The sequence below is a fragment of the Halogranum rubrum genome (assembly GCF_900114455.1).
GTDB classification, from domain to species: Archaea; Halobacteriota; Halobacteria; order Halobacteriales; family Haloferacaceae; genus Halogranum; species Halogranum rubrum.
Genome location: NZ_FOTC01000002.1, coordinates 517,586 through 529,795 on the forward strand (window position 1 = coordinate 517,586; position 12,210 = coordinate 529,795).

General features: G+C 60.7%; 8 protein-coding genes and 1 pseudogene. 1 reads left to right on the top strand and 8 read right to left on the bottom strand.

The window, feature by feature from the left end:
* Nucleotides 1–2: 2 nt before the first annotated feature.
* From mnhG to BM083_RS10915, 3 genes and pseudogenes are all read right to left on the bottom strand, one after another.
* Nucleotides 3–314: pseudogene (mnhG, locus tag BM083_RS10905) on the bottom strand (monovalent cation/H(+) antiporter subunit G); the annotation flags it as partial.
* Entirely contained in the window at nucleotides 311–598 is a 288-nt protein-coding gene (locus BM083_RS10910; protein WP_009366102.1) for a cation:proton antiporter, read from the bottom strand. The pseudogene mnhG and the gene BM083_RS10910, both read right to left, overlap by 4 nt.
* On the bottom strand, nucleotides 595–1,716 hold the full coding sequence (locus BM083_RS10915; RefSeq protein ID WP_089869360.1) for a monovalent cation/H+ antiporter subunit E: 1,122 nt from the start codon (nucleotides 1,714–1,716) through the stop codon (nucleotides 595–597). The genes BM083_RS10910 and BM083_RS10915 overlap by 4 nt, the downstream gene beginning before the upstream one ends.
* 550 nt (nucleotides 1,717–2,266) lie before the next feature.
* Between BM083_RS10915 and BM083_RS10920 the strand changes: the two genes are divergently transcribed.
* Complete coding sequence (locus BM083_RS10920) at nucleotides 2,267–5,278, top strand: right-handed parallel beta-helix repeat-containing protein (protein WP_143085714.1); 3,012 nt, start codon at nucleotides 2,267–2,269, stop codon at nucleotides 5,276–5,278.
* A gap of 76 nt (nucleotides 5,279–5,354) precedes the next feature.
* Here BM083_RS10920 and BM083_RS10925 read toward each other — a convergent pair whose 3' ends face one another.
* The 5 genes from BM083_RS10925 to BM083_RS10945 form a co-directional block, all read right to left on the bottom strand.
* Nucleotides 5,355–6,503, bottom strand: coding sequence for a PQQ-dependent sugar dehydrogenase (locus BM083_RS10925; RefSeq protein ID WP_089869364.1), 1,149 nt, complete (start codon nucleotides 6,501–6,503; stop codon nucleotides 5,355–5,357).
* A gap of 40 nt (nucleotides 6,504–6,543) precedes the next feature.
* On the bottom strand, nucleotides 6,544–7,722 hold the full coding sequence (coaBC, locus tag BM083_RS10930; protein ID WP_089869368.1) for a bifunctional phosphopantothenoylcysteine decarboxylase/phosphopantothenate--cysteine ligase CoaBC: 1,179 nt from the start codon (nucleotides 7,720–7,722) through the stop codon (nucleotides 6,544–6,546).
* A gap of 186 nt (nucleotides 7,723–7,908) precedes the next feature.
* Complete coding sequence (locus tag BM083_RS10935) at nucleotides 7,909–9,168, bottom strand: Cdc6/Cdc18 family protein (protein WP_089869370.1); 1,260 nt, start codon at nucleotides 9,166–9,168, stop codon at nucleotides 7,909–7,911.
* 839 nt (nucleotides 9,169–10,007) lie between these two features.
* On the bottom strand, nucleotides 10,008–10,838 hold the full coding sequence (locus BM083_RS10940) for an FAD-binding protein (protein ID WP_089869372.1): 831 nt from the start codon (nucleotides 10,836–10,838) through the stop codon (nucleotides 10,008–10,010).
* Nucleotides 10,839–10,925: 87 nt separating this feature from the next.
* Nucleotides 10,926–12,164: an ABC transporter substrate-binding protein gene (locus BM083_RS10945; protein WP_089869375.1), complete on the bottom strand. Its 1,239-nt coding sequence runs from the start codon at nucleotides 12,162–12,164 to the stop codon at nucleotides 10,926–10,928.
* Nucleotides 12,165–12,210 lie beyond the last annotated feature (46 nt).

Genomic DNA, 12,210 nt, shown 5'->3' on the forward strand with positions numbered 1-12,210 from the left:
TCGTCCTCTGCGTCCTCTTTGCTCCACGGTTCGATACCCTGGTCGTAGGCGGCCCGCGTGATGGCGTGGGCGGCCGTCGGATTCGTCACAAACATGAAGACGACGAGAAACACCGCTTTCACCGTCGCGATGTCTGCCCCGAACACGAGTGCGACGGCGGCGAGGCTCAACACCGCACCGAGCGTGTCGCTTTTCGAGGCCGCGTGCGCTCGCGTGTAGAGGTCCGGAAGCCGGATAACGCCGACTGCGGCGACGAAGCCGAAGAAGACGCCACCGGCGGCGAGTGCGACGATGAGTAGTTCGAACGGCGTCATATGACGCCACCTCGTTCGACAGTGAACTTCGAGATGGCGATGCTCATCAGGAAGTTCAACAGCGCGTAGACGAGCGCCACGTCGAGGTAGCCGGGTTCGCCGAACGCGGCGGCGACCAACGCGAGGATGACCACCGTGTTCGAACCGATGACGTTGACGGCGATGACGCGGTCCTGCATCGTCGGCCCTTTCACGACACGGTAGAGCACGACGATAGCCAGTGCGACGAACGCGGCCGCAGCACCGAGGAGTACGTCACTGACGAGCGGAGTCACGTTCGTCATCCGCTCTCATCCCCCTGCGAACCGGCCGATGGAGTCATCTCGGGTTCGGTTATCTGCTGTTCCTCACGCTTTGCATCCCGCTCTCGCGGACTCGAAATTCGGGCCGCTGCACGGCCGTAGAAGACGAAGCGAACGGCGCGTTCGAGTGCGCCGTCGAGGAGGTCCTCGCGCGAGTCCTCGGTGAGCGAGTGGATGTAGAACTCGCGTTGGCTCACTTCGACGGTGAGCGTCCCCGGCGTCAGGGTGATACTGTTGGCGAGCGTCGTGGCTGGCAGGTCTTCCCAGACGGCCGCTCTGAACTGCACCATCTGTGGGTCGATTGGGAGACGAGGGTGGAGGATGACGTACGCCAGCGTGACGTTCGCCTTCGTAATCTCCCAGAGGAGATACGGCGTATAGAGCAGAAGTCGGGCGGTCTTTCTGGGAATCTCGAGGAACGATGGCTGTCCCTTGAACGAAATCTTCCCGAGCACGAGTGCGACGACGCCTGCGCTTATCGCTCCGGTCACGAGGTCGAACGTCCCGCTGAACCCACCCAGCGTGAGATAGAAGAGATAGGACGCACCGAACACGATCAAGTACTGTTCGAGGCTCTCGCGACCGACGAGGACGCCTCGGCGTGCCGGGCGTTCGACCGGTGCCTCTTCTACAGTGAGGCCGGACTTCGCCAGTTCGAACTCCAGGGGACGAAGCATCGGAGCGTTGCCGCCCGGTTGGTACTCCGGGTCGACGACGATTCGCTCGAGTGCGTGATCGTTCGCGTACTCGAGGATGACGCGAGCGAAGTCGGCAGGGCTGAACAGATACTCTTCGCTGCCGACGACGGCTGTCTCGACGTCGACGGCGGACTCGGTGGACGACCCCTCTTCGTCGTCGCCGAGGTCTTCTTCGGCCCACACTTCGACGCGGTCTAACAGCTCTCGGGCGCGTTCGAACTTGTCGGCGCGCGTCGGTTCGACTGTCCGCCAGACTGCGGGGTAGACGAAGTGAATGGTCGCGGTCTGACCCATCTCTGCTGCACGGTCGTGGGCAATCTGTACGGCGTACGCGACGGTGTTACGGAGCGTCGGTGACTCGCCAACGGGGACGAGGATGTTGGCGCTCGCTTCATCCGACACGGTTTTTCCACCTCGTTTGGCAACTGTCCGGAGACCGACAGTTGCTCGGCTCTGTTCGACACCTCATAGTAACTAATCGTATAGAGCGAGTCGCTATTAACGCAAAACTATTCTCATCTCGTGTTGCTTCCCAAAGATAACGCCGAACGACCACTTGATTCGTATATTTTTGTACAAAGACAAAGAAGTGTCCCGCTCGGACGAACAACAGTGGGTCGTGCGGCGTAAACGTGTCTCATTCACCCAAACGAACCGCTATCACTCGGGCGTCGTCTCAGCGCCGAAAGGAGATACTTTTGCTGGTTTATGTCTGTCTCGATAGAGATTGTCGTCGTTCTTCGTCTCCCCCTTCGGTCGATTCGGTTCGACGTACCGAAATACCAGTCAATTTATCCGATATATCGGGAGAGACAAATCGACGTAGTGAACTCCTGAAACCGAGATTATCTACATTCTCGGAGTGACAACCTCGTGTCGACGTCGCTGTCGACCGTGGATGGTGATTTATAACTAACTGATACATCGACCAACAGTCACACGGTGACTCACCGTGTCCTCGAAACGGCTCGTAGCAGTGTTCGCATCGTTCCTTCTGGTCGTCGCCTCGCTTCTCGTCGGCGTTCCGTGGATACCCAGTGTGAGTCAGAGCGACGACGTGGTAGCACTGGACGCCGTCTCACCTCCTACTGAGCTAGCTCAATCGACACCAATGGACCAGAGCGGAGGTGAAGAACCACCGACTTCGACTCCGGAGGCTGACGACTCAGTGTCGGCGGATGCCGTCTCCGAGACGACGAGTCCACCCGTAAGCGACTCAGCGACCGAAGACGACGACGGTGAGCCAGCGCAGTCTGAATCGTCCTCGAAAGACAAGACGAGGAAGAAATCGACCTCGAAGAAGTCTGACTCGAGAGCAGTAGTCGAACCGGAGAGTGACACCAGTACCGACGTCGAGAGCGAAACGCTCTTCAGTGACGGTGAGACGGCCCAAGTCGCGTCCGAGTTCGAACTCGATAGCTGTGGCGTCATCGACCAACCCGGGACGTACCGTCTCGTCTCGGACCTCAGAAGCACCGACGAGATCTGTCTGGATATCGATCCTACCGTTCGAGAAGAGATAGTCATCGATGGCGACGGGCACGTGATTCGTAACGACAGTGTCACGACGCTGGTCGGTATCTCTGTAGGTAGCACAGTGACGCTCGTCGACATGACCATCGAGGGGTTCGATACGGCTATCAAAGGCGAACCGACTAGACTCACGCTTCAGCGCGTCCGCCTCATCTACAATCATATCGGCGTCGACTCCTTCGCCAACTCCCCTGGCTCGGTCGAGATTCGGGACAGTGAGATACTCCGTAATAGCTTCGGTGTCCAAGTCGGACTGCTCGACGCGTCGAGGCCACCGAGCGTCACCGTGACGAGGACGACTATCGTCACCAACGGCCTCGGAGTGTATTCTGCAGGCGACCTCATCGTTGACGATTCGACGGTAGAGGACAACCGCATCGGTCTCATCGTCGGCACGAACGGCGAGGTCAGAAACAGTGTCATCCGAGACAATGGGCAGCTTGGAATCAGGTGTGGTGCCGATTTCTGTGAATTGGATGTTCAGAACTCCCTCGTGAGTCGGAACGCCGTCGGTATCAGTATGAGTGTCGGCAACCTTGTCGGCAACGAAATCGACGACAACGATATCGGAATCCAACTGACCGACTTGAACGCCGCCAACGTCAGGGTCGTCGAGAACGAGATACGACGGAACGGAATCGGCCTCGAATTCGAGAACAGAACGTTCCGAGACACCGACACAGTCTCGGAGCCCTCTGAGGTCGTCCTTCGTGACAATCGGTTCGTCGACAACGCCCAGTTCGGTGTTCTGAACGAGAGAGGCGTAGTTATCGACGCCCGAGGCAACTTCTGGGGCGACACGAGCGGGCCGTCGAGTGGACCCGCAGACGACCCGGACGCGCCATTTACCGACCCCGTAACGGGTCGACTTGCCGAGGGAACGGGCGATTCGGTTTCAGAGAACCCGACGAATCCGGGTATCTCGAACGTCCGGTTCGATGGTCTCGCTGACAGCGGTCCGACTGTCATCGACCAGTGCACGGAAATCGACACGCCCGGCGAGTACGTGCTCGGGACGACAATCCGAACGGCGAGACTCACGTGCATCGTCATCCAGTCCGACGACGTCGTCTTCGACGGGAAGGGACGGACGGTTCAGAACGTCGATGGGTTCGAATTCGCCGACGGAGTCGAAGTCGACGATGAGGGTGGGGTTAGCGTCGATTCACGTCAAGTCACGAGTGGACTCGCGGTCGGCCCCAGAAACACGGTTCGAAACGTCGTGATACGCGACGTCGTCGTGGATGGGTTCGAGGTGGGAGTCAGAACTGGTGCTCATCCCTCTGAGGCTACATTCGAGTCGGTCACGGCAGTCGACAACGAAGTCGGCGTACTCGTCGGACCGACTGTCACGTCAACGTATCTGAACGGAACGTTCTCGAACAACACGGTCGGCATGTCTGGCATCGAGTACTTCCCCACGGCAGTCGTCGACACTCGAATCACGGACAACCAGTTTGGTGCGTACTTCGAGAGTGGCCGAGTGTCGATCTCTTCTACTACTTTCGACCGCAACGCGGACCGTGGCCTCACCTGTCGTAGTTGTGTGTTGACCATGGAAGACAGTACGGTCTCACGGACTAGTGGCACGGGGGTCGTAACCAGCACGAACTTCGCGGAAAACGTCATCCGAAACAGCACCATCGTCGACAACGGCTTCGGCGTAGACAACCGAGGAACGACTCTCGTCGACGCCAGAGGCAATTTCTGGGGCGACGAGAGCGGCCCGTCGAGTGTACCCGCAGACGACCCGGACGCACCGTTCGCCGACCCCGTGACGGGGACGCTGGCGGATGGAACGGGTGACGCTATCTCCGAAGATCCGTCGAATACGGGTGTCTCGAACGTCCGATTCGACCCGTTCGTCGGTGATACGAACGAACCGACGCAGTTCAGCCGCGACGACATCGCACAGGCGAAGTACGGCCGCGACTTCGACGAGTTGAGCGTCGAGACGACCGGACAAGTGCAGGCCATCTTCAACCGCCAACCGTTCCCAGACGATGTCTCACCTGCCGACGTCGAGACGCGCGAGGAGATTGCCGAGCGACTCTTCGACCTGTCGCTCGACGAGTCGGACCTCTCGGAACGACTCACGCGGGAGCAACTACTCACGGTACAGAACGCCTACGACGAACAGTTTGGCTCTCTGCCGACCGACCCGGCGTTCAGCCGCGACGACATCGCACAGGCGAAGTACGACCGCGACTTCGACGAGTTGAGCGTCGAGACGGCCGGGCAAGTGCAGGCGATATTCAACCGCCAGTCGTTCCCGGCCGGTGTCTCACCCGCCGATATCGAGACGCGCGAGGAGATTGCTGAGCGACTGTTCGGTGTGGAGGTCGAAGAGTCCACCCTCGCTGAGGTGTTGACGAAGGAACGACTCGCCGACCTGCAGAACCGCTACGACGCGCAGTTCGAGTCCGAGTAGTTGGAGTAATCAGGTGAGTGGTGAGTCTGGGTCAGCGACGGCGGCGACGCGGCCGCCGCGTCGAATCGGGAGACGACTACTCCGCTCCCGGCCGGAACCGAAGGATTCTGTCGTCGTCGTCCGACGGCGACCCGCGTCCATCGCGATTACTCGTCGTGACGCAGAGGTGACCGTCGGAGTCGAGGAAGGCTGTTCGGAGGCGACCGAACTCGTCTTCGAACAGTCGCTCCTGTTCGACGACCTGCCCGTCTCGTAGTCGTACCCGATGGAGGTGTTGACCGACGAGTGTCCCAAAGAAGAGGTCTCCTCGCCACGCTTCGATTGCGCCGTCGCTCGGGTAGAACACGGCGCTACCCGGTGCTATCGGTGGCGAGAACGAAGCGACGGGGTCTGTGAACCGAGCACCGTCGCTCGACCCAGTCACCTCCGGCCAGCCGTAGTTGTTGCCCGCCTCCAGCACGTTGACTTCGTCGTCGACGTCCGGGCCGTGTTCGGTGCTGAAGAGGTCACCGTCGGAGAGTGCGAGACCCTGTGGATTTCGGTGGCCGTAGCTGAACACCTCGTTGTCGAACGGGTTGCTCGGGTGCGGGTCGCCATCGAACGTCACGCGAAGCACCTTCCCGGCGAGCGACGTCCGGTCTTGGGCGAGCGGTCGTTGGTTCGCGTCGCCGCAGGTCACGTACAGTGCGTCGTCGGTTTCGTCGACGAGCAGTCGGCCGCCGTTGTGAATCGAGGCCCCGGGGATACCTTCGAGTATCGGCGTCGCCCGCCAGTCGGCGTCGAGTTCGTGCCGAACGAGACGGTTGGCGACGCCGGATGGTCCCTCGTAGGTCTGGTAGGTGTAGGCGAGCGGTTCGCTCGGATGAAACACGAGACCGAGGAGACCGCCCTCGCCGCCGAAGAGTCGACCAGTGAGGTCACCGCTGTCGGTTCTGAGTTCGTCGATAGCGTCGACGATCGTCTCCGGTTGGCCGTCACCGCCGGCCAGACGGACGATACGGCCCGGTCGCTCGGTGACGTAGAGGTCTCCGCGGTAGTGGCCGACGCCCCACGGCACTTCGAGTCCGGAGGCGACCGTCTCTACCGAGACGTCTCGGTCGGTTCCCGTCCGTGAGTGGTCGTCGTTCGACCCGCCGAGTCTGTTTGCGGTTCGCACGAGACAGCCAGAGAGTCCAACGACGCTTGCGGTGGCCGACACGAGATACGCCCGGCGGTGGAGGTCCATGGAGTGTAGAGTGGCGGGAGGCTAATGAGTCTCGTCTCTGTCACTCTGTTCGGAGTTCGACCGCCAACTCGGCGGCGACCCGTTCTCCGAGTGCGTCTTTGCTCCCGGTGAACTCCTCGGTCGAGTCGCTGCGGACGAACAGCGTCCGCGTCTCGTCTGCACCCATCACGGAGGCATCGTTGGCGACGACGAACGCCAGTCCCGCACGGTCGAGGATGCGTCGTGCCTCGCCGACCATCGCGTCGTCGTCACCGGACGTCTCGGCTTTGAATCCGACGATGGTGAGTCCGGAGTACTCCTCGCGCATCGTGTCGATGAGTTTCGGCGTCGGGCCGAGATCGAGCGTTCGCGCCTCGCCCGAGCGAATCTTCTGGTCGCTCGCCTCGACGGTGAAGTCGCTGATGGCGGCCGCCGAGACGAGAGCGTCGGCGTCGCGGCAGGCGGCCTCGACGGCGGCGAGCATCTCCGCACCCGTCTCGGCCTGCCGGACGTCGGCGTAGTGAACGTCTTCGTCTTCGGAGAGCGCAGAACCGTCGTGGACGAGCGTCACCTCCGCGCCAGCGATGTAGCAGGCGCGAGCGACGGCGCGGCCCGTCTTCCCCGACGCACGGTTCGTCAGGACGCGAACGGGGTCGATACGCTCACTGGTCGCACCGGCGGTGACGACGACTTTCTTTCCGGTGAGCGTCTGTTCGGTGGTCGCTCGGGCGACACAGGTGACGATAGCGCTCTCGGTTGCAATCTTGGCTTTCCCCTCCTCGACGCGGGGGTCGACGAAGTCGACGCCCCACTCTTCGAGACGGGCGATGGCGTCGAGCACGCCCGGGTGGTCGTACATCGGTTCGTGCATCGCCGGCGCGACGACGACGGGGACGTCGGCGCCGAGTGCCGTCGTCGCGCACGTCGTCACAGGTGTGTCGTCGACGGCGGACGCAATCTTTCCGACCGTGTTCGCCGTCGCAGGGGCGAGCAAGAGGACGTCTGCCCACCCTTCACGGCCACAGAGTTCGACGTGTTCGACTCGCCCCGTGAGTTCCGTCACCACGTCGTGCTCGGTGGCGAACTCGACGGCCCACGGGTGGATGATTCCCTGTGCGCTGTTGGTCATCACTCCGCGGACCGACGCCCCGTGTCGTCGCAGTTCGTGGGCCAGTTCGACCACCTTCACGGCGGCGATGCTGCCCGAGACGCCGAGTGCGACGTTCACTCCATCCAGCATTCGTTCGTGGTTCTCTGTGACGCGGTTTAACGATATCTCTCTGGGGAGTGTAGAGAGGAGACCGGAACAGTGCGTCGCTACTGGGGCCAGAACAGCGGTTTGCAAATGTTCGCCGGAGAGACGGTTACTGCCGGGGGTTAGTGTGGGTCCCCGAGACAGCGGTTTTCAAATGCTCTGCCGGGAGAGCTACAGACGCTGTTGAATCTGGAAGGATTGCCACGAGAGGCCCATCTGTTCGAACGCCTCGCGGACCTTCGTCGAGTCGACTTCGTCGCTGAACTCGAACTCGTAGTACTGGCCTCCTTTGATACCCTCGTTGTTGTCGTGGGAGGTGAGAAAGCCGAGCATGGCGAGTTTGGTCAGATGGTTGTACATCCCACGTTGGCTCAGCGGGTCTGCACCGTAGGCGCTGGCGACGTGTTCGTAGGCCTTGTGGACCTCTTTGACGCGTGCCGGCGTTCGGTCGACTCGCGAGAGATGAGCGACGGCAGCAAGGATGTACTGCTTGTGGGCGTCCTGGTCGGTGATGGAGTCGATCATGTCGCCGTATTCGAGGTCGTCTTTCGCCTGGTGGACGTGTTTCTCCGTGATGCTCGTCGTCCCGGTGTTCTCCGCGATCTCTCCTGCTCGTCGGAGGAGGTTGATGGCCTTCCGAGCACTTCCGGAGGATTCGCGGGTGGCGAGCGCCGCACAGAGTGCGATGACGTCTTCGGTGTACGTCCCGTCGTAGAGTGCTCGCGAGGCGCGGTCGTGGAGAATCTCTCGCAACTGGTTGGCGTTGTACGCCGGGAACTTCAGTTCCGTCTCACAGAGAGTGTCTTTGACTTTCGGCGAGAGGTTCGTCCGGAACGTGTAGTCGTTCGAGATACCGACGAGACCGATACGGGCGTTCTCTATCTTCTCGTTGGCCCGAGAGCGTGGCAGTTCGTAGAGGATAGTGTCGTCGCCGCCGATGCGGTCGACTTCGTCGAGGATGATGAGGACGGTGCCGCCGAGTTCGTCTATCTCGTCGTAGAGCATCGAGTAGACGGCCTGCGGGGCGTACCCGGTGGAGGCGATCATGTCCTTCGGCGACCGGAGTTCGTTGACGAGGGCGATTGCGACTTGGTACGAAGACGTCTCCTCGCCCGTCGAGGTGAGGTTCTGACAGTTCACCTTGACGATGGTGAGGTTGATGGGGTCGTCTTCGTCCTCGTTCTTCTGGACGATGTCGCGTTCGAGTTGGTTCGTCAGGTGGTTCGTCACCGCCGTCTTGCCGACGCCGGTGTCACCGTAGAGAAAGGCGTTCTGTGGTGGTCGTCCCTTGTAGATGGGTTTGAGGACGTTGATGTACTCGTTCATGGCCTCGTCGCGGCAGAGGATCGTCTCGGGCGTGTAATCCTCTTCGAGGACTTCGATGTTTCTGAAGACCTCGGCCTCGTCCTCGAAAATCGAATCCGGTGCCATGTACTTCGACGCTACAGTCGACCGTACTTATCTTTTTTCAAGTGCTTCACGTGTTTCAAATGCTTTGGGGGCGAGTCGTGGACCCTCTCACAGCGGTTTGCAAATGTTCTCGTCGTGCAAGTGTTGGTGAGTCGTTCGTTTCGAGAGCGAGTGTCCTCAGTACCCTCCCACAGCGGTTTTCAAGTGTTGTCGTGACGGGCGTGGGTGTCGGGTCGATAGGGACCGACGGGTCACTTCGCCGGCGACACCGCTTTCTCTCCAACCCTCTCACAGCGGTTTGCAAATGTCCTTCCAGCGAAAGAGTCGTTGGTGGTGAGTGGCGACGACGATGGAGCGTCGGTGTGACGTCATGTGACGCCAATGTACGTCGATTTAGTACCGAAATAACGTCGATGCAGTACGTGACGCCGACGCGAGACACGAGAACGCGATGGAGAAGTCCCTGGCTTCGGTAGACAGTCTCGTCCACCTCAGTTGGTACACGGCGTTCGTCTTCGTCCCCGTCATCGTCCTCGTTCTCATCCCACTCTCCTGTTCGTGTTCCTATTCGCGCCCTCGTCCGTTCTCACTTCTACTTTGCATCCGTTCTCTACTCTCTCTCGTCTCTCTAGTAATTATATTATAACTGTTTGTGTATGTGTTGTTGTTGCTGGTTTCTGTATGAGCAGAAATCGAGAGACAGTGTCGAGCTAGAACATTTGAAAACCGGTGTGGGGTGGCGTGTCGGTGTGAGCCATTTATACGCAACCAACCCGCCTCCCACCACCCTCCCCCACTCTCGACGACCCGAGCATTTGCAAACTGGTGTGGGAGGGTGTCGACTCTCCGAGACGGTCAACTCACTCGTCGTCGGGGAGGCGACCCAGTTCGTCGTCGACTAAACTGGGGTGTGTCCGCTGGCGGTCGGGATGGGGTTCTGCGAAGTACTCCTGCATCGCGGCCATCGACTCCTGTTCACGAACTCGACGCTCGCTCTCTGAAATCTCTTCACAACCCGGTGGGACCTCGCGGCCACGGTCGGAGAAGTAACCCTCCGGTGCGACCCAATCGTGGTAGTACGGGATTTCGGAGTCGTGTATCAGTGTGATGGCTACCTCGGCACCGTGACCTGCCGAGACGATCGCTTGGTGATAGCGTTCGGACAACCGCCCGGCGACGTACAGACCGTCGACGTTCGTCCGGCCGAGTCCGTCTTCGTCGACGTAGCGTTTACTCCCGGCGTCGCGGACGTCGACGTCGAGTTCGTCGAGATAGCCGACGTCGGACCACGACGCCGCGACGACGTATTGAGCACGAAGCTTCGTCGTTTCGTCGTCTGCAGTCTCTTCGTCTTCGGTCTCGTCGAGTTCGGCGACGTAGCGTGCATCGTCGTCTCCATCGACTTCATCGTCTGCGTCTGCTTCGGCAGGCCGAACGGCCGTCACTCGTCCCGTAAGGTGGTCTGCGCCGTTCCGCGTCGACTGGGCCTCAAGCATCTCGGTGAAGAGATTCGAGTTCACGCCGGCCGGAAAGCCGGGGAAGTTTTCGAGGTGGGCGTTTCGGCGGAGAATCGATTCACCGTCGTTGACGACGACTGTCGTGAGGCCGGCGCGGGCGGTGAACACGCTCGCGGTCAGTCCCGCGACGCCGCCCCCGACGACGAGGACGTCGTACAGTTCGGTATCTGTCATCGCTCGCTCGTTCTCCCGTCGTCGCTATGGCTGTTCGGACTCGGTGTATCGGTCCACGCCTCACTGAGCGTCTCGCCTCCGACCATGTCAGAACTCCCCGGCAACGATGTCGGCGACGCGCTGTCTGTCGAACAGTGTCTGCGCGGGTACGTCACCCAGTCCGGGGTACTCTCCGAACTGTTCCGGGTACTGTTGCTGTGCGAGCATCTCGGTCTGGAACAGGTTGATGATTGGGCCCTGCTCGGCAGTGCCACCGGGATAGAGGTTCTCCTCTTGCACTGCGGTCAACTCTTGGCCGACTTCGTCGTTCACCATGGGTTCGGTGAAGCGCGACTCGAAGGCCTCCTGTTCGTAGGTGACGCCCCAGTGGAAGACGATAATCTCGGGGTCGACCTCCAACAGAGTCTCGTAGTCCGTCTTCCCGTACTCGCCAGTCTCGACGCCTTCGAAGGCGTTCTTGATTCCGAGGTCACGGTACTGCTTCATCTCGTATCCCGCCGTGGTCGGGTCCATCGCGTAGAAGACGCCCTTTCCGGGGTCGGAACCGCCGTTCATCAAGGCGATACTGGGCCGCTCCGACTCCGGAGGGAGGGCGTCTTCGACCTGCGTCTGAACCTCCTCGTGCAGCGTCGCGAACGCCTCGTACCGCTCCGTTCGTTGGAACACTTGTGCGACCTTCTCGAACGCCTCGTAGAGCGAGTACCGCTCGTACTCGTCTCCCCACGCGTCGTCACGAGGACGCCGGATGAAGTTCCCGAAGAACGGCGCGACGTTCTCGCTGATCTCGTCGACGTCCGTCTGGTCCCAATCGAAGTAGACCTTCGGCAGGTTCGGGTCCATCAGGTGGAGGTCGGCGTCTACCTCGTAGAACACCTCTTTGTCGATACTCTCGCCGTCTGCGCGGATGTTCGTCGTCTCCGAGAGGTCCAACTCGAAGTCGGGCAACTGGCTGTAGAACCGTTCGTCCAGCAGGCGGAACGACTCTTGCGGTCGGTCGGTTCCCACGAGACCCGCACCGACGCCCAGCGCGATACCCATGTCGCCGTACCCGGATTTGTACGAGACCCACGTCTCGGGAACGGACTCGAAATCGACAGTACCCATCGGTTCCATCGACACCGAGTACGACGACTGAGACTCGGCCGTCCCCTCGCTCGTCTCTCCGGTCGTCGTGGTCGCCGCCGTCGACTCTGCATCCGCTCCGGTCGTCGATTCGTCACCTTCTCCGTTGGAACTCCCCGTACAACCGGCGAGTGCGATACTCCCGGCGACGCCACCGGAGAGCCGTAGAAACCGTCGTCGCGTCTGGTTCGTTGATTCGTCCATGGGTTTAGGCTCGCCTAAAAGATAAAAAGCGCTTCGGATTTTAGGC

Coding starts and splice junctions, on each gene's coding strand:
- BM083_RS10910 (WP_009366102.1), bottom strand. CDS start 598: ATGACGAACGTGACTCCGCTCGTCAGTGACGTACTCCTCGGTGCTGCG.
- BM083_RS10925 (WP_089869364.1), bottom strand. CDS start 6,503: ATGGACCTCCACCGCCGGGCGTATCTCGTGTCGGCCACCGCAAGCGTC.
- coaBC (WP_089869368.1), bottom strand. CDS start 7,722: ATGCTGGATGGAGTGAACGTCGCACTCGGCGTCTCGGGCAGCATCGCC.
- BM083_RS10935 (WP_089869370.1), bottom strand. CDS start 9,168: ATGGCACCGGATTCGATTTTCGAGGACGAGGCCGAGGTCTTCAGAAAC.
- BM083_RS10940 (WP_089869372.1), bottom strand. CDS start 10,838: ATGACAGATACCGAACTGTACGACGTCCTCGTCGTCGGGGGCGGCGTC.
- BM083_RS10945 (WP_089869375.1), bottom strand. CDS start 12,164: ATGGACGAATCAACGAACCAGACGCGACGACGGTTTCTACGGCTCTCC.